This window comes from Streptomyces sp. NPDC050625 (assembly GCF_040654755.1).
Taxonomy (GTDB): Bacteria; Actinomycetota; Actinomycetes; order Streptomycetales; family Streptomycetaceae; genus Streptomyces.
The window spans coordinates 752,948-773,934 of record NZ_JBFAIQ010000002.1; the positions used below are offsets into that span (position 1 = coordinate 752,948).

Annotated in this window: 19 protein-coding genes, 1 tRNA gene and 1 pseudogene; 11 read left to right on the plus strand and 10 right to left on the minus strand. The window is 71.9% G+C overall.

Going from position 1 to position 20,987, the window contains the following annotated elements:
- Positions 1 to 5: 5 nt before the first annotated feature.
- Together AB0I54_RS07485 and AB0I54_RS07490 are read right to left on the minus strand one after the other, a co-directional pair.
- Positions 6 to 1,814: an AAA family ATPase gene (locus tag AB0I54_RS07485; RefSeq protein WP_363294954.1), complete on the minus strand. Its 1,809-nt coding sequence runs from the start codon at positions 1,812 to 1,814 to the stop codon at positions 6 to 8.
- 48 nt (positions 1,815 to 1,862) lie between these two features.
- Positions 1,863 to 3,269, minus strand: a complete 1,407-nt coding sequence (locus AB0I54_RS07490) for a hypothetical protein (RefSeq protein ID WP_363294955.1) — start codon at positions 3,267 to 3,269, stop codon at positions 1,863 to 1,865.
- 98 nt (positions 3,270 to 3,367) lie between these two features.
- On the opposite strand from AB0I54_RS07490, the gene AB0I54_RS07495 reads away from it, so the two are divergent.
- A tRNA-Trp gene (locus AB0I54_RS07495) sits at positions 3,368 to 3,443 on the plus strand.
- Between the two features lie 3 nt (positions 3,444 to 3,446).
- Here AB0I54_RS07495 and AB0I54_RS07500 read toward each other — a convergent pair.
- From AB0I54_RS07500 to AB0I54_RS07520, 5 genes are all read right to left on the minus strand, one after another.
- Complete coding sequence (locus AB0I54_RS07500) at positions 3,447 to 3,848, minus strand: cupin domain-containing protein (protein WP_363294994.1); 402 nt, start codon at positions 3,846 to 3,848, stop codon at positions 3,447 to 3,449.
- Positions 3,849 to 4,010: 162 nt separating this feature from the next.
- Positions 4,011 to 4,850, minus strand: coding sequence for a hypothetical protein (locus tag AB0I54_RS07505; RefSeq protein ID WP_363294956.1), 840 nt, complete (start codon positions 4,848 to 4,850; stop codon positions 4,011 to 4,013).
- Between the two features lie 80 nt (positions 4,851 to 4,930).
- Complete coding sequence (locus AB0I54_RS07510; RefSeq protein ID WP_363294957.1) at positions 4,931 to 5,905, minus strand: acyl-ACP desaturase; 975 nt, start codon at positions 5,903 to 5,905, stop codon at positions 4,931 to 4,933.
- A 225-nt stretch (positions 5,906 to 6,130) separates the two neighbouring features.
- Positions 6,131 to 6,907: a dimethylargininase gene (ddaH, locus tag AB0I54_RS07515; protein WP_363294958.1), complete on the minus strand. Its 777-nt coding sequence runs from the start codon at positions 6,905 to 6,907 to the stop codon at positions 6,131 to 6,133.
- Between the two features lie 133 nt (positions 6,908 to 7,040).
- On the minus strand, positions 7,041 to 8,666 hold the full coding sequence (locus AB0I54_RS07520) for an ABC-F family ATP-binding cassette domain-containing protein (RefSeq protein WP_363294959.1): 1,626 nt from the start codon (positions 8,664 to 8,666) through the stop codon (positions 7,041 to 7,043).
- 348 nt (positions 8,667 to 9,014) lie between these two features.
- Here AB0I54_RS07520 and AB0I54_RS07525 point away from each other — a divergent pair, with 348 nt between their 5' ends.
- On the plus strand, positions 9,015 to 9,476 hold the full coding sequence (locus tag AB0I54_RS07525) for an isocitrate lyase/phosphoenolpyruvate mutase family protein (RefSeq protein ID WP_363294960.1): 462 nt from the start codon (positions 9,015 to 9,017) through the stop codon (positions 9,474 to 9,476).
- 160 nt (positions 9,477 to 9,636) lie between these two features.
- On the opposite strand, the gene AB0I54_RS07530 is transcribed toward AB0I54_RS07525, so the two are convergent.
- Positions 9,637 to 10,053 carry an SsgA family sporulation/cell division regulator gene (locus AB0I54_RS07530; protein ID WP_363294961.1) on the minus strand — a complete coding sequence of 139 codons (417 nt, stop codon included), beginning with the start codon at positions 10,051 to 10,053 and terminating at the stop codon, positions 9,637 to 9,639.
- A 267-nt stretch (positions 10,054 to 10,320) separates the two neighbouring features.
- Between AB0I54_RS07530 and AB0I54_RS07535 the strand changes: the two genes are divergently transcribed.
- Positions 10,321 to 11,382 carry an oxidoreductase gene (locus tag AB0I54_RS07535; RefSeq protein ID WP_363294995.1) on the plus strand — a complete coding sequence of 354 codons (1,062 nt, stop codon included), beginning with the start codon at positions 10,321 to 10,323 and terminating at the stop codon, positions 11,380 to 11,382.
- Positions 11,383 to 11,466: 84 nt separating this feature from the next.
- Positions 11,467 to 11,799 (plus strand): plasmid stabilization protein, encoded by a 333-nt coding sequence (locus tag AB0I54_RS07540; RefSeq protein WP_363294962.1) that lies wholly within the window; start codon positions 11,467 to 11,469, stop codon positions 11,797 to 11,799.
- Between the two features lie 10 nt (positions 11,800 to 11,809).
- Here AB0I54_RS07540 and AB0I54_RS07545 read toward each other — a convergent pair whose 3' ends face one another.
- Complete coding sequence (locus AB0I54_RS07545; RefSeq protein WP_363294963.1) at positions 11,810 to 12,106, minus strand: YciI family protein; 297 nt, start codon at positions 12,104 to 12,106, stop codon at positions 11,810 to 11,812.
- A gap of 61 nt (positions 12,107 to 12,167) precedes the next feature.
- Between AB0I54_RS07545 and AB0I54_RS07550 the strand changes: the two are divergent.
- Positions 12,168 to 12,851: pseudogene (locus AB0I54_RS07550) on the plus strand (endonuclease V); the annotation flags it as partial.
- Positions 12,852 to 13,404: 553 nt separating this feature from the next.
- A complete protein-coding gene (locus AB0I54_RS07555; RefSeq protein ID WP_363294964.1) occupies positions 13,405 to 13,551 on the plus strand; it encodes a hypothetical protein in 147 nt (48 codons plus the stop codon).
- A gap of 6 nt (positions 13,552 to 13,557) precedes the next feature.
- Here AB0I54_RS07555 and AB0I54_RS07560 read toward each other — a convergent pair whose 3' ends face one another.
- A complete protein-coding gene (locus AB0I54_RS07560) occupies positions 13,558 to 14,736 on the minus strand; it encodes a saccharopine dehydrogenase NADP-binding domain-containing protein (RefSeq protein WP_363294965.1) in 1,179 nt (392 codons plus the stop codon).
- Between the two features lie 91 nt (positions 14,737 to 14,827).
- On the opposite strand from AB0I54_RS07560, the gene AB0I54_RS07565 reads away from it, so the two are divergent.
- The 5 genes from AB0I54_RS07565 to AB0I54_RS07585 all read left to right on the plus strand — a co-directional run bounded on the left by AB0I54_RS07565 (position 14,828) and on the right by AB0I54_RS07585 (position 20,871).
- Positions 14,828 to 15,082, plus strand: coding sequence for a hypothetical protein (locus tag AB0I54_RS07565; protein WP_363294966.1), 255 nt, complete (start codon positions 14,828 to 14,830; stop codon positions 15,080 to 15,082).
- Positions 15,083 to 15,215: 133 nt separating this feature from the next.
- Positions 15,216 to 16,370 carry a CaiB/BaiF CoA-transferase family protein gene (locus tag AB0I54_RS07570; RefSeq protein ID WP_363294967.1) on the plus strand — a complete coding sequence of 385 codons (1,155 nt, stop codon included), beginning with the start codon at positions 15,216 to 15,218 and terminating at the stop codon, positions 16,368 to 16,370.
- On the plus strand, positions 16,370 to 17,383 hold the full coding sequence (locus AB0I54_RS07575) for an LLM class F420-dependent oxidoreductase (protein ID WP_363294968.1): 1,014 nt from the start codon (positions 16,370 to 16,372) through the stop codon (positions 17,381 to 17,383). Before AB0I54_RS07570 ends, AB0I54_RS07575 begins: the two co-directional genes overlap by 1 nt.
- A 31-nt stretch (positions 17,384 to 17,414) precedes the next feature.
- Complete coding sequence (locus tag AB0I54_RS07580; protein WP_363294969.1) at positions 17,415 to 18,629, plus strand: acetyl-CoA C-acetyltransferase; 1,215 nt, start codon at positions 17,415 to 17,417, stop codon at positions 18,627 to 18,629.
- 46 nt (positions 18,630 to 18,675) lie between these two features.
- Positions 18,676 to 20,871 (plus strand): 3-hydroxyacyl-CoA dehydrogenase NAD-binding domain-containing protein, encoded by a 2,196-nt coding sequence (locus tag AB0I54_RS07585; protein ID WP_363294970.1) that lies wholly within the window; start codon positions 18,676 to 18,678, stop codon positions 20,869 to 20,871.
- The last annotated feature ends 116 nt before the right edge of the window (positions 20,872 to 20,987 follow it).

A 20,987-nucleotide genomic window follows, 5' to 3' on the forward strand; every position in this document is an offset into this window, starting at 1 on the left:
CCGCCTCAGGTCCGCCGCAGCCTGGTGAACACCTCCGTCCAGAAGCGCTGTTGCTGCTGCGACGCTCCCACGAGATACGTCGCCCGCAGCTTGGGCGGCAGCAGCGCCACCAGCCGGGCCACCACCGCCCGGTGCTTCTTCAGCTGGGACAGCTCCGCGTTGGCGAGGATCTGATGGACCACGTCACTGTCGTTCTCGCCCTCGTCCGAGCGACCGGCCGCTCGGCGCAGGCGCTCCTCCCACATGTCGGCGTCCTGGGCGAGCTCGTGCAGGCCCGTGACCGGGCGGCCGCGCAGACGGTCCATCAGGGCCGTGAGCGGCACGGGCGCGTACTCGCCGTCGCCGAGGTAGACGGTGCCCATCTCCAGCGGCAGTCCCCGCCGATGCAGCTTGATGAGGCGCTCCAGGGTGCGCTTGGTGATCCAGGCGCGCCCGTCGTCGTCGATGTCGTGCTTCCACCACTCCAGGACCGTCTCGGCGTCCGTGCCGTACCGCGCAAGGAGCCACTCGTTGGCCGGGATGTCCTCCGGCTCCACGGTGAGCGACGCCGTGAAACGGGTCGCCTGGGCGATGTTGTTCCGGGACACCAGGAGCTTGCGGCCCAGGTGGTACGGCGGGTTCTGGACCGCTATCTGCGCCCGCAGGTTCTCGATCCGCCGCCCCGCCAGCGACCACTCCTGGGTGACCTCCATGAGCTTGGCGAACGCGGCCTTGTCCTTGGGCCGGTTGTACTCGTCCCACACGATCGCCTTCGGCTCGGGGCCGGTGAAGGGCGCGGCCAGGAGGTTGTCCAGCGTGCCGTCCGGGGACGGGATCGGTGCGCACAGATCCTCGACGTTCGTCACGGGCAGGGAGAAGTACAGCGCCTCCCGGCCGAGCCCCTCGCGCAGGGTCTCGCGCACCAGCTCCGTCTTGCCGCAGCCCGGCGGGCCCTGCAGCAGCACCGTCCACCGGTTGCGCAGGGCGGCCCGGACGACCTGCCGCACAGGGTCGGGGACGGTGGCGGGGTTGCGTGTGCCGAGCGCTTCGGCGATCCGGTCGAGGATCTCCGACGTGCGGTTGTGACCCGGGCGGCCGTCAGGGCCCGGCTCGGCCAGCCGCAGCCGCTCGCCGTCGACCAGGGGCAGGCCCCAGCGCAGTGGGAAGCCCTCCCTGGCGTTGGCCAGGATGTGGTCCAGGGTGCGCGGGGAGAGCAGCTCGCGCAGTTCCGGGGAGAGCGAGGCCCACAGGGAGAACACCGGACGCAGGTCCCACTGGCGGTACTTGGCCGCAAGATGGCGCCGCCAGGACGTGTCGTTCGCGGTGATCCGGATCGTCACCATGCGGTCGAGCAGCGCCAGGTCGCCGCGCCGCGCCGACGTCTCGGCCAGTGACTCGTTGTCCGTCAGGAACACGCCGACGCAGCCCAGGGCGCGCAGATCGTGCTCGCCGAGCGTCCAGTTGCAGGCGATCTGCATCAGCTGCGACTGGATCGTGTCGCCCGCTTGCAGCGAGTCGTCGATGAGCAGCACGAAGGGCCTGCCCGGCTTGAGCTGGCTCATCACCAGCTGGCGCAGGACCAGTTCACCGGTCCGCGGGTCGCGCACCGGCGCGTTGACGAGGAGGTCGTCGGGTGTCAGGTTCGCCGCGGGTACGTACACCAGCGTGGCGTCCGGGTGGGCGCGGGCGAGGTGGGAGAAGAACGTCGCCGTCTTGCCGATGCCGTGCTCGCCGAAGACCTGCCCGGTCTGCCCCATGTCGATCATCGCGTCGATGAAGGCCTCCAGGCGTGAGGCGGTCGACTGCCGTGGGCCCGTGTGGTCCATGTGGTCCATGTGGTCTGTGTGGCCCGTGTGGTCTGTGTGCTGTGCTTTCGTGGTCATCTACCGTGATCCTGTGGTGACGCGATGGCAGTCCATCGCCGGTGTGTGCGTCTCGGGCCAGTCGCTGCCGCCCTGGGTGATCAGCCAGATCCATTTGCCCGGCTCGGCCGGGGTGATCGCCGGGGCGTATCCGTCGGTGAGCATCACCACGGCGTCCGGGGTCACGTCGAAGCGGCGCCCGTTCACCTCCGTGCGGCCCTCCACGTAGTCCGCGACCGCCTGGAAGCTCGTGCCACCGCCGCCGTACACACGCTCGCCCGGTCTGAACGGCATCACCACGGCGTCGAAGGACAGCCAGTGCGCCTCCACCCCGTCGATCCGGCCGACGAGTTCGGTGAGCCACGTGATGACGTGGTCCGGCATCGAGCCCGAGGTGTCGTACGCGATGACCAGCACCTTGTCCCGCACCGGGCCCCGCCGCGAGAGCATCGGGTCCTGGCCGAGGGCCGCGAGCAGCGCGCCCCGCTTCTTGGGGTACACCAGCCGCTCACCGTCGCGCAGTTTCGAGCCGAGCACGTCGACCAGCCAGCGCTGCCACCAGTCGACCGTACGCGTGCGCGTGGTCTCGCCGCGGAGCATGCCCGCGCCCAGGTTGCCCCAGATGCGGGCGGCCCGCGCCGAGCCCTCCTCGGTGCGGCCCATCAGGTCGAGCAGCTCGCGCTCCGCGCCCGGGTGCCCGCGCCGGGCCGCCAGCAGGGAGTTGAGCAGCGCGGAGGACGTCACCGCGTCGACGGTCTCCTGGTCGGCCGGGACGAGCCCGCCCTCGAGATGCACGCACAACCGCCGCTCCGGGACGGGAGGATGGCGCATGCGCTTCAGCTCGCCGTACACCCGCATGTCCGTGTGGGTGAACGTCTCGTACGCCACCGGCTCCAGGCCGTGCGTCGTCAGGTCCTCCCAGTAGGCGTCGTACACCTTGCGCGGGTCGACGCCCGTGGGTCGGCCGTCGAGCGGTGGCAGCTCCTCGCGGCCCAGCCGGACCAGCGCCACATGGTTGATGGACACCTCGGCGGCCAGTTCGAACACCGGGTCCTCGCGCAGCTCGGCGTCCGCGAACAGATGGCGGTGCACCAGATGCCGCGCCTCGTGGAACAGCACGAACTTCACGCCGTCCAGGCCCAGCGCGACGAAGAAGTCCGGGTTGTACAGCAGCAGGCAGGAGCCGTCGCCGGAGGCGACCACGGCCGCCGTGTCCACCGCGGTCGTCGGGATCTGGTGATGGCACTTCGCGTACAGCCAGGACGCCACCGCCGATTCGGTCAGGCCGAAGTCCAGCAGCGCGGCCTCCTTCAGCCGCCGCGCCTCCTCGACCACCGCCGGATCCGCCGGGCGGTACCGCTCAAGTGCCCGGCGGTCGGTGAGGTCGACCACATGAGGGCGCCGTCGCCCCCGCTCCCCGTACGCCATGCGAAGCCCCCGTGCCCCCTGTAACGCGCTTCCCCCGGTGCTTCATTGGTACCAGCCCGCACTGACAACGGGCCAAGGCATTACGCTCTGCGGCAAGGGCGGGGCCGTAGCGCAGAGGCAGGCGCACCGGTCTCCAAAACCAGAACACGCCGGTTCGAATCCGGCCGCCCCGCCCCCCTAATCCACGGGCCGCGGGGCGCGCAGATGCGCCCGCCGAGCCAGTTCCTCCTCGTCCACCAGCGTGAGCATCGGCCGGCCCGGCGCACAGAGCATGGTCACGACGAATCGGGTCCGTGCGTCCGGCAGGGCGTTGCCGTCCTGGTAGTGGATCACGTCACCGCCCGGCTCCCAGAACGTCCCGCCGGCCTCGACCACACGTTCCGGCTCGCCCTCCAGCTCGAAGCGGACCGCGCCTTCGAGCACGTATCCGAAGGCCGGCCCGGGGTGCCGGTGCGGAGGAGTCCCGGGGTCGCCGGGAGGCCACTCGACCACGATGGTCGTACCCGAGGCGCCCTCGGGCACGAAGGGGGGTCTGACCTCCTGCAGCACCGTCACCGCCGTCTTCCAGGCCTCGGACAGCGGCTCCTCGCCGGTACGGGTCTGTGGTTCCTTGTCCGACACTGTTCCGCACCTCCACGATGTCCCGGCGCCCCGACTTCCATCGTCCGGCAAGAGCCGCGATCACGCAGTCCGGGACGCCCGCCCGCCGCCTTCGCCCCTTCGCCCTTTCGCCCTTTCGGCTCAGGCGATGGCGCTCGCGGTCAGCACCAGCTCGGTGGCGTTGCCGTGGAACGTCTCGACCAGCTGGGCCAGTACCGCCCAGGCGTCCTCGCGGTCGCCCAGCTGGTCCTGGACGAGCGGGCGCAACGCCTGCTCGGCCTCCTTGATGCGGGTCGGGAACAGCACATGCCCCATGGAGAGGACCTGGAGCGCGTGTACGGCGGGGCCGTGGGCCGTCGCGTACTCGGCCGGGCCGTCGAGCACACCCGCCAGACGGACCCGGTGGGTGAACTTGCGGTGCGAACCGAACCGTTCGCGCAGCGCGGGCGGGCAGTCCGGGCGTACGGACAGCGCCCAGCGCGCGTACCCGGGCAGTGGACGCTCGCCGTGCGCCTCGGCGACCGCCGCCCAGTCGGTGCGCGTCAGGACCATGGACCCGGCCGCCCGGGCCTGCTGAAGGGACGTCACTTCCCGCAGCGCGCCCACGAGGCCGTGCCGCACATAGCTCTCGGGCACCTCGGGTTCCTCGCCCCGCAGGGTGGGGTGCACCGGGAGCGGCTCGGTGCGCCCGGGACCGAACGGCACGCCCCGCGCGACGGCCCGGCGCAGCGCGGCGTCGGTGCCGACGAACCGCCACACCACCGCGTTGAGGTCCGGGTCGTCCTCCTCGAGGACCCACAGCACCACCGAGGACGGCAGCACATTGGCCCAGGCCCACGCGCGGTCGAGCCGGCGCCGCACCGCCGCGGGGTGTTCGGGGCCGGGCAGGCCGGTCCGCGCCCGGATCCGGCCGGCGGTTTCTTCGTCGATCAGGCCGAGCAGAAAGCCGACTGCCTGTTCCGCCCTGGTGTGGTCACGCATGGCGGCATGATGCCGCACGCCACTGACAGGGCGCACCGACAAATCGGTGCGCCCCGCAGGGTACGGTCGGGTGCTGCCGGTCAGGCCCCGGCGCGCGCCGCCATCCGCGCCTTGCGCGCGGCCAGCTTCTCGTCGAACTTCAGCGCCTCCGCGTCGAGACCGCCCATGAACAGGCCGAGTTCGTCCTGCGCCTGCTTCCCCTCGGGGCCGAGCCCGTCGATCTCCATGATCTTCAGGAAGCGCAGCACGGGCTGGAGGACGTCGTCGTGGTGGATGCGGAGGTTGTAGACCTCGCCGATCGCCATCTGGGCCGCGGCGCGCTCGAAGCCGGGGATGCCGTGGCCGGGCATGCGGAAGTTCACGACGACGTCCCGCACGGCCTGCATGGTCAGGTCGGGGGCGAGTTCGAAGGCGGACTTCAGCAGGTTGCGGTAGAAGACCATGTGGAGGTTCTCGTCGGTCGCGATGCGGGTCAGCATGCGGTCGCAGACCGGGTCGCCGGACTGGTGGCCGGTGTTGCGGTGCGAGATACGGGTCGCGAGTTCCTGGAAGGCGACATAGGCGATCGAGTGCAGCATCGAGTGACGGTTGTCGGACTCGAAGCCCTCGCTCATGTGGGACATGCGGAACTGCTCCAGCTTGTCCGGGTCCACCGCGCGCGAGGTGAGCAGGTAGTCGCGCATCACGATGCCGTGCCGGCCCTCCTCGGCCGTCCAGCGGTGTACCCAGGTGCCCCAGGCGCCGTCCCGGCCGAAGAGCGAGGCGATCTCGTGGTGGTAGCTGGGGAGGTTGTCCTCCGTCAGAAGGTTGACCACGAGGGCGATACGGCCGATCTCGGTGACCTTGGAGTGCTCCTTGTCCCAGGCCTCGCCGTCCTCGAACTGGCCGGGGAAGTTGCGGCCGTCGGTCCACGGGACGTACTCGTGGGGCATCCAGTCCTTGGCGACCTTCAGATGGCGGTTCAGCTCCTTCTCGACCACTTCCTCGAGCGCGTACAGCAGCTTCGCGTCGGTCCACACGGACGGGCTGCCGAGGTGAGGAGAGGTGATCGTCACGGGAACTCCAGGGGGACGCCGTACAAAGGGGGATGAAGGAGGTGAACCGGCGAGCGGTGCCGGAACCTACGAGATCGTAGGCTACGAAGCCGTAGGTTACGAAGCCGTAGGTTAAGCGCGGCGTAAAGATCGCTGATCAGACGCCATTCCCCTGCTGTACCAGGACATGTCAAGCGGCCCCGGGAGGCGCAGGTCCCGGGGCTGTTGGGGTGATGGATCACTCGATCAGGCGTACAGCCCCCGCAGTCGCACCGAGAGGCACGTCACACAACCCTCGAGCTTCTCGAACTCGCTGATGTCCACCGTGACCACCTGATGGCCGAGATCGGTGAGCAGTTCCTTCGTCTTGGGCGCGCTGTCCGCCATCAGCAGCTTGCTGCCGCCGAGCAGCACCACGTGCGCGCCGGCCTCCTCGGGCACCGCGAGGAAGCCCGGGAACAGGGAGGGGCGGTCCACGTTCGGGATGTGCCCGATCACCGTGCCGTCGGGCAGCGCGGTGACCGCCGACTTCAGATGCAGCACCTTGTTCACCGGTACGGCCACCACCCGCGCGCCCAGCGGCTCGAAGGCGGCCCGCACCTGCTGCACCCCGGCCGCGTTGGTGCGCCCGCCCCGGCCGACGTAGATCGTGTCGCCGACCTTCAGGACGTCACCGCCGTCCAGGGTGCCCGGCTCCCAGATCCAGTTGACGGAGCAGCCGAGGCGGGCCACGGCCTCCTCGACCCCGGCGGTCTCGTCCCGCCGGGACTCGGCACCCGGCCGGGTGATCAGCGCCACGTTCTTGTACATGACCACGGTGTCCTCGACGAACACCGAGTCCGGACAGTCGTCGGCCGCGTCCACCTCGACCGTCTCCCAGCCGTGCGTACGCAGCGCCTCGACGTACGCCTCCCACTGCTCCACGGCGAGTTCTGCGTCGACCTTCTCCCGCTCGATGTGCGTCACCAGGCCTTCGGCGAGGCGCGGGCTGGGGTGGCGGACGAGGGCCTTCTTGCTGGGCACGACGGGTCTCCGAATCGGCGGGTCGATACGGCGCCCACGATGCGACGCCGGTCCGCCATCATGCAGGCCCGGACCGGGTGTACAAAACCCCGGTGCCGGGCCGTGTCCCGGCGAAGGCGCTCCGAGGGGACGGTCAGGCCGGGTCCCCGACCTCCTCGGGTGTCGTCTCCTTCAGTTCTCCCTCCTCCAGGAGCAGCCAGCGGGTGATGCCGAGGGACCTGAGGAACGGCACGTCGTGGCCGGCCACGATCAGCGCTCCCTCGTAGGACTCCAGGGCGGTCGTGAGCTGGCGCACGCTCGCCATGTCCAGGTTGTTCGTCGGCTCGTCGAGCAGCAGGAGCTGCGGCGCGGGCTCGGCCAGCATCAGCGCCGCCAGGGCCGCCCGGAAGCGTTCGCCGCCGGACAGCGTGGCCGCCTTCTGGTCGGCGCGGGCGCCCCGGAACAGGAAGCGGGCCAGACGCGCCCGGACCCGGTTGTTGGTGGCGCCCGGCGCGAACCGGGCCACGTTCTCGGCGACGGACAGCTCGCCGTCGAGGACGTCCAGCCGTTGCGGCAGGAACCGCAGCGGCACATGCGCCTCCACTTCGCCCGCCACCGGCGCCAGCTCCCCGGCGATGGTGCGCAGCAGGGTCGTCTTGCCCGCGCCGTTGCGCCCGATCAGCGCGATCCGCTCGGGACCGCGCAGGTCGAGGATGCCCTCCACGCGCGCCCCGTGCGCCAGTTCCAGGCCGCGCAGGGTGAGCACGTTCCGGCCCGGCGGCACGGCCGTGTACGGCAGGTCGACGCGGATCTCGTCGTCGTCCCGTACGGCGTCCACCGCCTCGTCGAGCCGGTCCTTGGCCTCGGCGAGCCTCTCCTCGTGCATGATGCGGTGCTTGCCCGCGGACTCCTGCGCCGCGCGCTTGCGTGCCCCCATCACGATCTTCGGTTCACGCTTCTGCTCCCACATCTTCTGCCCGTAGCGCTTGCGGCGGGCCAGTTTGACCTGGGCGTCCACCAGTTCGCGCTTCTGCTTGCGAAAGTCCGCCTCGGCGACCCGCACCATGCGTTCGGCCGCCTCCTGCTCCACGGCGAGGGCCTCCTCGTAGGCCGAGAAGTTGCCGCCGTACCAGGTGATCTCCCCGGCACGCAGATCCGCGATCTGGTCGACCAGTTCGAGGAGTTCGCGGTCGTGGCTGACGACGACCAGCACGCCCGGCCAGGACGAGACGGCCGCGTACAGCCGCCTGCGCGCGTACAGGTCCAAGTTGTTGGTGGGCTCGTCGAGCAGCAGCACGTCCGGGCGGCGCAGCAGCAGCGCGGCCAGGCGGAGCAGTACCGACTCGCCGCCCGACACCTCGCCGACCGTGCGGTCCAGGCCGATGTGCCCGAGACCGAGTTCACCGAGGGTGACGAGCGCGCGCTCCTCGACGTCCCAGTCGTCGCCGATCGTCTCGAAGTGCTCCGTGGACGCGTCGCCCGCCTCGATGGCGTGCAGTGCGGCCCGCCGGGCGGCGATGCCGAGCGCCTCGTCGACGCGCAGGGCGGTGTCGAGCGTGACGTTCTGTGGAAGGTAGCCGACCTCGCCGGTCACCTTGACGGTGCCGTCCGACGGGGTGAGCTCACCGGCGATCAGCTTCAACAGGGTCGACTTTCCTGACCCGTTGACGCCGACCAGCCCGGTCCTGCCGGGGCCGAAGGCCACGTCGAGGCCGTCGAGGACGGTGGTGCCGTCGGGCCAGCCGAAGGACAGGGACGTACAGCTGAGAGAAGTGGACACAAGGCCTCGCGGTTGCTGGGTGCGGTCGGGGTGAACGCGTGTCGAGACACCGCGGGGCGCGGACCGGGGAACCGGGGGCACACGAAGGCCCTGTGCCGGAGGACGGCTCGGACGCCGAGGTCGCACACGACGCACACACCCGACGGGTGTGACGCGGTGTCTCAGGACCTCAGACGAGCAACGTCCTTCTCCAATCGACGGCAACAGGACCGCTGAACAACCTACGAGGGGCGCGCCGGGCCGTCAACGCAATTAATCGCGAGCCCGCACCGCGAGCCCGCACCGGCCCCACGTACACGCCGGGTTCCTGCCAGCCCGCGCCCCGCCCCGGCTGGTTGAGTCGTCCGCATGACGAACGAGAACACCCTGCGAGAGCGCGCCCTCGCCTTCCGCGCCCTGCACATCCCGGGGCGTCCGCTCGTCCTGCCGAACGCCTGGAACGCGATGAGCGCCCGGCTCGCCGAGGACGCCGCCACGGTCCGCGTCCCGGTCAGCGCCGACGTCGAGAGCGGCTACGCGAAGGACCCGGCGGGTGTCGCCGACACCGTCCGCGCGGTGCTCGCGGCGGGCGCGGTGGGCATCAACATCGAGGACGCGCTGTACGAGGAGGGGAGCGGCCCGCTGCGGCCGCTCGCCGAACAGGCGAGCGAAGCGAAATGGGGGTCCCCCCGGACGAAGTCTGGGGGAGCATCGCGGTCGCCCGCGAGGCCGCCGACACGCAGGGTGTGCCGCTGTTCGTCAACGCCCGGATCGACACCTTCGGCGCACCGTCCGTCGCCGAACTCGCCGCCCTGGGCGTGGCCCGGGTGAGCGCCGTGTCCGGCCCGGCCCAGGCCGCCTACGCGGTCGTCCGCCACGCGGCGCGGGAGCTGCTGGACGCGGGGACGTACCGGGCGGGGGACGTACCGGGCGCAGGAGCAGGGGCTGGACTACGGGGAGCTCAACACCCTGCTGACGCGGGAGCGGTAGGTCAGCAGGCGTCGCGCATCAATTCGGCCAGTTGGTGGTCGAGGTCCAGCTGGAGGTGTTCCAGGCCCTCGGGCACGAGCTCGTTCGTGGCCTGGAGGAACCGGCGGATCTCGCCCGTGCGGACGTGCACGACGGCGGTGCCCTCGGGGGCGTGGAACTCCAGCACGGTGCGGTCGTACCCGTATGGCCGCACCCGGACGTCGCCGTGGCCCTCCGGGCCGTGCAGGCCCGCGGAGAGGAGCTGGCGGGCGAAGCTCCAGCACACCTCCACGCCCTCCAGGGTGGCCGGGGCGGGGAAGGTCATCCGGACGGCGAACGGGTCCTGCCGGTCGTAGCGCAGCGTGGCGGGAATGCTCGGCATGCGCGGTGCGGCGGCGACGAGTCGGGCCTCTACGGGCTGCTCGATGACGATGGACAACGCCTTGCTCCCTCGTGACGGCTGGACGAACTTCCGGGTGGCTGAGACCTGGCACTGGAAGAGACGACGGAATCAGCCAATCCGTGCACACGAAATTCGAGTGACCTCGGTCACCGCGTCCATGCACGCGAGGGGCAGGTGTGTTCCGCACCGCCGTGAGCGGCGCCCGGGCCCCCTGGACGACGCCGGGGCGGTGGGCTAGCTTCGCCCGCCATGAGGCGCTTGGGGAGCACGCGACGAACGAGACGTACGACCCGTACCAGCCGGATGGTGGCCGCGGGGGTGGCCTGCGGGGCGGCGCTGGCCGTGCTGACGCTCGCACCGGCGCACGCCGCGCCGCGGGGCGGCCACCGCGCACCGCACTGGGAACTCAAGGACACCGGCACCCCCGACATCCGCTACCGCGGGCTGTCCGCCGTCAGCCGCGACACCGCCTGGGTGGCCGGATCCGGCGGTACGGTCCTGCGCACCACGGACGGCGGGGCGAGCTGGCGCAACGTCTCCCCGCCGGGCGCGGCCGCTCTGCAGTTCCGGGACATCGAGGCGTTCGACGCGCGCCGCGCGGTGGTGCTGGCCATCGGCGAGGGCGAGGACTCCCGCGTCTACCGCACCGACGACGGCGGGGCGACCTGGACGGAGTCGTTCCGCAACACCGACCCGAAGGCGTTCTACGACTGCCTCTCCTTCTTCGACCGCCGCCACGGCCTCGCCATGAGCGACCCGGTGGACGGAAGGTTCCGCATCCTGTCCACCGGCGACGGCGGCCGCACCTGGCGGGTGCTGGCCTCCGACGGCATGCCCGCCGCGCTGGACGGCGAGGCGGGCTTCGCGGCGAGCGGTCAGTGCCTGGTCACCTCCGGTCCCAAGGACGCGTGGCTGGCGACCGGCGGCGGCGCACGCGCGCGCGTGCTGCACTCCACGGACCGCGGCCTGACCTGGACGGCCACCGACACGCCGGTCCCGGCCGGCGACCCGGCCCGCGGCGTGTTCGCCCTCGCCTTCCGCGACCGCACCCACGGCCTGGCCGTCGGCGGCGACTACCGCGCGGACCAGCCCTCCCCGCAGGCGGCGGCGCTCACCCCGGACGGCGGCCGCAGCTGGCGGCCCGCCGGCACGCCGCCGCCCGCCTACCGCTCCGGCGCCGCCTGGCTCCCGCACAGCCGTGGCGCCGCGCTCGCCGTCGGCCCCACCGGAACCGACCTGACCACCGACGCAGGGCGCACCTGGCGGACGGTCGACACCGGCTCGTACGACACCGTGGACTGCACCCCCGACCTGGGCTGCTGGGCGGCCGGGGAGAAGGGGCGCGTGGCGCGGCTGGAGAGCTGATGCGGCGGGCCGCGACGCGGGTACTCGGTCGTCGTGCACGACACGAGAGGTCGCCGCACACGACACGAGAGGAAGTGAGCGGCCGTGCCACGCGGTGCAGGTCCCAAGCGGGAACGTCAGTACGAGCACATCAAGCAGAGCGCCCTGGACCGGGGCGAGAGCACGGAGCGCGCCGAGGAGATCGCGGCGCGGACGGTCAACAAGGAACGCGCCAGGGCCGGTGAGTCGAAGACCGCCAGTCGCACCTCGACCCAGGACATGTCGTCCGGCGAGCGCGGCGGCAGGCGGTCCCACCAGGGTGCCCAGGGGCCCACCTACGACCAGCTGTACGAGGAGGCCAAGCAGCGCAACGTCAAGGGCCGTTCGGACATGAACAAGGAGCAGCTGCGGCGCGCGCTGGGCGGGAAGAAGAGCTGAGCCCGCGCGCTCAGCCGAGCGTCTCGCGGTAGCGCTCCAGCCCGGGCGCCGCCTTGGTGGCGATGAACTCCGTGATGCGGTAGGTGCACACCCCGGCGGCGACGAACGGATCGCCCGCGGCGACGTCCTCGATACGCGCGCGGTCCTCCGCGACGGCCAGGATCACCCCGCCCTCGCGGGGGTCCTTGCGCCCGGAGACGAGGAAGAGGCCCTTCTCGTACTGCTCGTCGAGCCATGCCGCGTGCGCCGGCATCACGGCGTCCACGGCGTCGAGCGGTGCGGTGTAGATGAGGTCCAGTACGAACATGATCACGAGGCTACCCCTGGGCGCCCGCGCGGCCGTCCGGGCCCGTACAGTCGACCCCACCATGACGACCGTACGTGTGCCCGCGGGCTGGCCCGCGACCGAGGAGCAGGCCCGCGCCGTACAGGACGAACTGCGCGGACGGGTGGTGCTGGACGAGCCGGGGCCGCCGCCCGGGACGGGGTACGTCACCGGGGTCGACGTCGCCTACGACGACGAGCGGGACGTCGTCGCGGCCGCGGCCGTCGTGCTGGACGCGGCGACGCTGGACGTGGTGGCCGAGGCGACGGCCGTCGGGCGGATCTCCTTCCCGTACGTCCCCGGGCTGCTCGCCTTCCGCGAGATTCCCACCGTCCTGGCCGCCCTCGACGCCCTTCCCCACCCGCCGGGCCTGGTGGTGTGCGACGGCTACGGACTGGCCCACCCGCGCCGCTTCGGCCTCGCCAGCCACCTCGGCGTGCTCACCGGACTGCCCACCGTCGGCGTCGCCAAGAACCCGTTCACCTTCACGTACGACGACCCGGACCCCCGGCGTGGCAGCGGCACTCCGCTCCTCGCGGGCGCCGAGGAGGTCGGCCGCGCCCTGCGCACCCGGGACTCGGTCAAGCCGGTCTTCGTCTCCGTCGGCCACCGGGTGAGCCTGGACAACGCCTGCGCCCACACCCTCGCGCTCACCCCGCGGTACCGGCTCCCGGAGACGACGCGCCGGGCGGACGCACTCTGCCGGCGCGCGCTGCGCGAGGCGACGCGCGGGCGGAGCCCCCTCGTCGAGCATGCGGCCGCGGATCCCGAACGGAGCTGGGGCCGTTCCCTGTTCGAGCGCCAGTCCCTTCCCGTCGTCTGGGCGGGCCGGGTGCTCCGGGCGGCGGCGGAGGGGCTGGGCCGGACACCGGAGATCGACGCCGCGCTGGACCTCGCGGACGACCGCGACCGCTGGAGCCGGGGGCGCGAGGTGTTCCAGCTGGTCCGCGGGCGAGGACTCGCGGCCTGGGAGCATCCGACGCAGGAGCAGCAACTCCTGGTCAGCCTCGCGGAGCTGGTCGGCAAGCTCGCCCACAACGAGGCGGGACCCCCGCCGTTCTTCGACTACCACGCGGGGTGGCGGATCGGCCCCATCGCGGTCCGGCTCGCCACCGCCGCACACGATCCGGCCGTACGGGACCGCATCGCGGAAGCGCTGGGGGACTGGCCGCCGGCCGAGCACGACGCCTGAGTACGACGACTGAGTACGACGCCTGAGTACGTCGTGTGAGTAGCTGTACGGATGTGACGGCCCCGCGGCGACCGGCACGCTGTGGCGCATGACGACATCACGTGCCGCGAAGCCCCTCGCAGACCCCAACCGCCCCGTCGAGCGCGCCGTGACGGCCGTGCTGGTACTCGCCGTGCTGGCGGGGCTCGGCTGGATAGGCGGGATGATCTACACCGTACTGGGGTGGTCGCTCTAGCCGCCGCTAGAAGGCCGCCGCCACCCTGAACGTGATCCCCGCGGTGCGCAGCCGCTCGGTCAGGGCGTCGCCCATCGCCTGGACCGTCGTGACCTGTCCGGCCGTCGGCGGCAGCTCGTCGAAGGCCAGGGACAGGGCCGACTCGGCGAACATCTTCGCGGTCTCGTCGTAACCGGGGTCGCCGCCGCAGACCTCCGTGAACACCCGCCGGCCGCCGCCCTCGCCGACGAACCTGACCGAGAACCAGCTCTTCGCGCGCTTGTCGGCGCTCGGCCCGTCCCCGGGCTTGAGCCGGTCCGACAGCCAGCGCCGGGCGGGCGGCAGCTGAGCGGCGGCGACCACCGCGCCCACGGCCGCGACCGAGCCCAGGGCGACTGGCAGCCGCTTGACGGCCGCGTAGTGCCGGTAGCGGAAGTCCGGGCCGTACCGGTCCACGGCCTTCGCCGACCGCCGGACGATCTGCGCGTCGATGGTCGGCAGGGGGAGGGCCCAGGCCCCGACCTCCTTGGCGAACCGTGGCGCGCCGGTCGGCGCCGAAGCCCTGCGTCCCATCAGCCGCGGCTCGTGCCGGCCGCGGTCGCGCGCGGCGGCGAGCATCTGCCGGCCGCGCCCCATCTGGGTCAGTGCCGAGGCGAGGGTGCCGCCGGAGAAGGTGGCGTCGGCGGTCACGTATCCGTCCACCGTCAGCGGTACGCCCTCGGGCAGCTGCCGGACCGTGAAGTACACCCCCAGGTCGTGCGGCACCGAGTCGAAACCGCAGGCGTGCACCAGCCGGGCGCCGGTCTCACGCGCGCGTGCGTCGTGGCGGACGTACATCAGGTCCACGAACTCGGGCTCGCCCGTGAGGTCGAGATAGTCCGCACCGCTGTCCGCGCAGGCGGCGACGAGTTCCTCGCCGTGGCGCACGTACGGCCCGACGGTCGAGGCCACCACGCGCGCGTGCCCGGCCAGTTCGCGCAGTGTCCCGGGTTCGGTGACGTCCGCCCGGAGCACCCCGACCTCCGCACCGCCCGGCAGCCGCTCGCGCAGCGCCCGCAGCCGGCTCTCGTCACGGCCGGCGATCGCCCAGCGCAGGTCCTCGGGCGCGTGTGCGGCCAGGTACTCCGCGGTGAGCGTTCCGACGAAGCCCGTGGCTCCGAAGAGCACGATGTCGTACGGACGGTCCGTTCTGCTCAGCCTGCTCATGACACCTCTCGGTCGTGCAACCCGCGCCGCTGTCGGTGGCTGAGGCTAGCGTGAGGTGTGCGGAGCACGACGACCAGCCCGGAGGCAGCCGATGGCCGTGTCCAGCAACGCCCTGAAGAAGTGGGAGAAAGCACGAGAGTTCGCTCTCGGGCTGCCGGGCACGGTCGAGGAGTTCCCCTGGGACGAGAGCGTCGCGAAGGTCAACGGCCTCGGCCGGGCGGGCTGGGTGCGGATCCCGCTGCAGGAGCCGGGTGCCCCGGCCGCCGGGCTGCTGTGCGACTGGGTCGAGGAGAGCTACCGGGTGATCGCCCCCAAGCGGCTCATAGCGGAACTCGACGCGCGCTGACCTCCGGCGGACCACGCTGGACGAGGGGACTTCCGGGTAACTTGGCTAAGCGCTTGCTCGCCAGGTCTTGTGCCGGGTGGAACACGTTCTTAGCATCACTGGTGTTACATCAGTTGTGTCACATGGGGGTGGCATGAGGACGGCCGGGACGCCGACACCGGGACAGGGCCCGCTCACGGGCGTGCGCGTGGTCGAGCTGGCCGGGATCGGACCCGGCCCGTTCGCCGCGATGCTCCTCGCCGACCTGGGCGCCGACGTCGTACGGGTGGACCGGCCGGGCGGCAACGGCCTGGGCATCGACCCGGCTTACGACGTCACCAACCGCAACAAGCGCTCGGTGCTCGTCGACCTGAAGTCGGCGGACGGCCCGTCGCGCGTGCTCGACCTGGTCGAACGGGCCGACATCCTCATCGAGGGCTTCCGCCCCGGCGTCGCCGAGCGCCTCGGCGTCGGCCCCGAGGACTGCCACGCCCGCAATCCGCGGCTGGTGTACGGCCGGATGACCGGCTGGGGCCAGGAGGGCCCGCTCGCCCAGCGCGCCGGCCACGACATCGCCTACATCGCCCTCACCGGCACCCTCGGTATGATCGGCGCCCCGGACGAGCCCCCGGCCATCCCCGCGAACCTGGTCGGCGACTACGCGGGCGGCTCCCTCTACCTGGTCGTCGGTGTCCTCGCCGCCCTGCACCACGCGCGCGCGACCGGCACCGGCCAGGTCGTCGACGCCGCCATCGTGGACGGCGCCGCGCACCTCTCCGCGATGATCCACGGCATGCTGGCCGCCGGCGGCTGGCAGGACCGGCGCGGCGCCAACCTCCTGGACGGCGGCTGCCCCTACTACGGCACCTACGAGACCGCCGACGGCAGGTACATGGCGGTCGGCGCCCTGGAGCGGCAGTTCTACGAGGAGTTCCTGCATCTGATGGACCTCGACGAGCTGGCCCCCGCCCGCAAGGACTGGACCCGCTGGGGCGAGCTGCGCGAACGCGTCGCCGCCCGCTTCAAGTCCCGTACCCAGGACGAGTGGACGGCCGTCTTCGAGGGCTCCGACGCCTGTGTGGCCCCCGTCCTGTCCCTGCGCGAGGCCCCGCACCACCCGCACCTCGCCGCCCGCGGCACCTTCACCGACCACGGCGGCATCACCCAGCCCGCGCCGGCCCCGCGCTTCACCGAGACCCCCACCACCGTCCGCACCGGCCCCGTCCTGCCGGGCGCCGACACCACGGAAGTGGCCCGCGACTGGGACGTACCCCGGCTCATCACCGACCCCGAGAAGGACGGCGACTGATGGAACTCTCGATCCCCCTCGACTACGCGAGCGACCCGCGCGCGGCCGCGGACCGGGCCGCCGCACTGGAGTCGGCGGGCCTCGACGCCGTCTGGGTCGCGGAGGCGTACGGCTTCGACGCCCCCACGATCATGGGCTATCTGGCCGCCCGTACCGAACGGATGAAGATCGGCTCCGCGATCCTCAACGTCTACTCCCGCACCCCGGCCCTGATCGCCCAGACCGCCGCCGGCCTCGACGCCATGTCGGGCGGGCGCGCCGTCATCGGGCTCGGCGCCTCCGGCCCGCAGGTGGTCGAGGGCTGGCACGGCAAGGCGTACGACAAGCCCCTCGGCCGCACCCGCGAGACCATCGAGCTGACCCGGCGCATCCTGCGCCGCGAGGTCATCGACCACCACGGCATCACGGACATGCCCCGGCCCGGCGGCCTCGGCAAGCCCCTGAAGATCCTCACCAAGCCCGTGCGCCCCGCGGTGCCCCTGTACGTCGCCTCCCTCGGCCCCGCCAACGTGCGTATGACCGCCGAGATCGCCGACGGCTGGCTGCCCACCCTGTTCGTCCCCGAGAAGGCCAAAGACGTGTGGGGGACCCCGCTCGCGGAAGGCGCCGCCCGCCGCGACCCCGCCCTGGGGCCGCTGCGGATCGTCGCGGGCGGACTCCTCGCCATCGGCGAGGACGCGGCCGCCGCACGGGACCTGGCCCGCCCGAACATCGCCCTGTACGTCGGCGGCATGGGCGCGCCCGGCAAGAACTTCTACAACGACCTCGCCGTCGCGTACGGCTACGAGAAGGAAGCCCGGCTCATCCAGGAGCTGTACCTGTCCGGCCGCAAGAAGGAGGCCGAGGCGGCCGTCCCGGACGAACTCTGCGAGCTCATGTCGCTGTGCGGCCCGGAGGGTTACGTCCGTGAGCGCGTCGCCGCGTTCCGCGAGGCGGGCGTGACGATGCTGAACGTCGTCCCGGTGGGCCCGGACCCGGCCCGCCTGGTCGAGACCGTCAAGAGCTGGCTGTAGAAAACCCTCACCCTCCCGGAAAGGCTTGTCAGTGAGCACCGAAGCGTACGTGTACGACGCGATCCGCACTCCGCGCGGCCGCGGCAAGGCGAACGGCGCCCTGCACGGCACGAAGCCCATCGACCTGGTCGTCGGACTCATCCACGAGATCCGTGACCGTTTCCCCGGTCTCGACCCGGCCGCCGTCGACGACATCGTCCTCGGCGTCGTCGGCCCGGTCGGCGACCAGGGCTCGGACATCGCCCGGATCGCGGCGATCGCGGCCGGACTGCCGGACACCGTGGCGGGCCTCCAGGAGAACCGCTTCTGTGCGTCCGGCCTGGAAGCCGTCAACCTGGCCGCCGCCAAGGTGCGCTCCGGCTGGGAGGACCTCGTCCTGGCCGGCGGCGTGGAGTCGATGTCCCGGGTGCCGATGGCCTCGGACGGCGGCGCCTGGTTCAACGACCCCATGACCAACCTCGCCGTGAACTTCGTGCCCCAGGGCATCGGCGCCGACCTGATCGCCACCATCGAGGGCTTCTCCCGGCGCGACGTCGACGAGTACGCGGCCCTCTCGCAGGAGCGTGCGGCCAACGCCATGAAGGAGGGCCGCTTCGAGCGCTCCGTCGTCCCCGTCAAGGACCGCAGCGGACTCGTGGTCCTCGACCACGACGAGTTCCCGCGCCCCGGCACCACCGCCGACTCGCTCGCCAAGCTGAAGCCGTCCTTCGCCGACATCGGCGAGCTGGGCGGCTTCGACGCGGTGGCCCTGCAGAAGTACCACTGGGTCGAGAAGATCGACCACGTCCACCACGCGGGCAACTCCTCCGGCATCGTGGACGGCGCCTCGCTGGTCGCGATCGGCTCCAAGGAGGTCGGCGAGCGCCACGGCCTCACCCCGCGCGCGCGGATCGTCTCCGCCGCCGTCTCCGGCTCCGAGCCGACCATCATGCTCACCGGGCCCGCGCCCGCCACCCGCAAGGCGCTCGCCAAGGCCGGGCTGACCATCGACGACATCGACCTCGTCGAGATCAACGAGGCGTTCGCGGCCGTCGTGCTGCGCTTCGTCAAGGACATGGGCCTGTCCCTGGACAAGGTCAACGTCAACGGCGGCGCGATCGCGCTGGGCCACCCGCTCGGCGCCACCGGCGCGATGATCCTCGGCACGCTCATCGACGAACTGGAGCGCCAGGACAAGCGGTACGGCCTCGCCACCCTGTGCGTGGGCGGCGGCATGGGCATCGCCACCGTCGTCGAGCGCATCTAGTCCCCAGCGGCAGCAGAGACTTCAGACCTCAACGGAGACCCCTGACATGACCGAGAGCACCACCATCCGCTGGGAACAGGACGACACCGGCGTCGTCACCCTTGTCCTCGACGACCCCGACCAGTCCGCGAACACCATGAACGCGGCCTTCCGCGACTCGCTCGCCGCGATCACGGACCGCCTGGAGGCGGAGCAGGACTCCATCCGCGGCATCATCTTCACCTCCGCCAAGAAGACCTTCTTCGCGGGCGGCGACCTGCGCGACCTCATCCGCGTCACCCCCGAGACCGCCCAGGACCTGCTCGACGGCGGCCTCGCCATCAAGCGCAACCTGCGCCGCATCGAAACCCTGGGCAAGCCGGTCGTCGCGGCGATCAACGGCGCGGCCCTGGGCGGCGGCTTCGAACTCGCCCTGGCCTGCCACCACCGCGTCGCCCTCGACACCCCCGGCACCAAGATCGGCTGCCCCGAGGTCACCCTCGGCCTGCTCCCCGGCGGCGGCGGAGTCGTGCGCACCGTACGCCTGCTGGGCATCGCCGACGCGCTGCTGAAGGTCCTCCTCCAGGGCACCCAGTACAATGCGCGGCGCGCCCAGGACAACGGCCTCGTCCACGAAGTGGCCGCCACACCCGAGGAACTGCTCGCCAAGGCCCGCGCCTTCATCGACGCCAACCCCGAGTCGCAGCAGCCCTGGGACAAGCCGGGCTACCGGATCCCCGGCGGCACCCCGGCCAACCCGAAGTTCGCGGCCAACCTGCCCGCCTTCCCGGCCACCCTGCGCAAGCAGACGGGCGGCGCACCGTACCCGGCCCCGCGCAACATCCTCGCGGCCGCCGTCGAAGGCTCCCAGGTCGACTTCGAGACCGCCCAGGTCATCGAGGCCCGCTACTTCGTCGAACTGGCGGCGGGCCAGACCTCGAAGAACATGATCCAGGCGTTCTTCTTCGACCTCCAGGCCGTCAACTCCGGCGCCAACCGCCCCAAGGGCATCGAGGCGCGCAAGGTCCACAAGGTCGCCGTCCTCGGCGCCGGCATGATGGGCGCGGGCATCGCCTACTCGTGCGCCCGCGCGGGCATCGACGTCGTCCTGAAGGACGTGTCGGCCGAGGCGGCACGGAAGGGCAAGGGCTACTCCGAGAAGCTGTGCGCCAAGGCCGTCGCCAAGGGCCGCACCAGCCAGGAGAAGGCCGACGCGCTGCTCGCCCGCATCACGCCCACCGCCGACGCGGCCGACCTCGCCGGCTGCGACGCGGTCATCGAGGCCGTCTTCGAGGACACGACCCTCAAGCACAAGGTGTTCCAGGAGATCGAGAGCGTCGTCGCCCCCGACGCGCTGCTCTGCTCCAACACCTCCACCCTGCCCATCACCGCCCTCGCCGAAGGCGTGGAGCGCCAGGCCGACTTCATCGGACTGCACTTCTTCTCGCCCGTCGACAAGATGCCGCTCGTCGAGATCATCAAGGGCGAGCGCACCGGCGACGAGGCCCTCGCGCGCGCCTTCGACCTGGTCCGGCAGATCAACAAGACGCCCATCGTCGTCAACGACTCCCGCGGCTTCTTCACCTCGCGGGTGATCGGCCACTTCATCAACGAGGGTGTCGCGATGGTCGGCGAGGGCATCGAGCCCGCGTCGGTCGAGCAGGCGGCCGCCCAGGCCGGCTACCCGGCCAAGGTGCTCTCCCTGATGGACGAGCTGACCCTCACCCTGCCGCGGAAGATCCGCAACGAGTCGAAGCGGGCCGTCGAGGAGGCGGGCGGCACCTGGCAGGCGCACCCCGCCGAGGCCGTCATCGACCGCATGGTCGACGAGTTCGGACGCCCCGGACGCAGCGGCGGCGCGGGCTTCTACGAGTACGGCGAGGACGGCAAGCGGGCCGGCCTGTGGCCGGGGCTGCGCGAGCACTTCACGAAGCCCGGACACCAGATCCCGTTCCGGGACATGCAGGAGCGCATGCTCTTCTCCGAGGCGCTCGACACCGTCCGGCTCCTCGAAGAGGGCGTCCTGACGTCCGTCGCCGACGCCAACATCGGCTCCATCTTCGGCATCGGCTTCCCGGGCTGGACCGGCGGTGTGCTCCAGTACATCAACGGCTACGAAGGGGGCGCCGGGGCAGGTGCCGGTGTCGCCGGTTTCGTGGCACGCGCCCGTGAACTCGCCGAGCGCTACGGCGATCGGTTCCAGCCGCCCGCCCTGCTGGTCGAGAAGGCGGAGTGGGGGGAGACCTTCACCGACGCACGCTGAGCAAGTCCCTGGGTGACACGGCCGCGGCGGGGGCGCGCCGGCGGCGCGGCGCCCCGCGCGGCGCGGCCCGGGGGGGATGATAAAGGGCACCCAAGGGGGGGGGCGGCGAGGGGTAG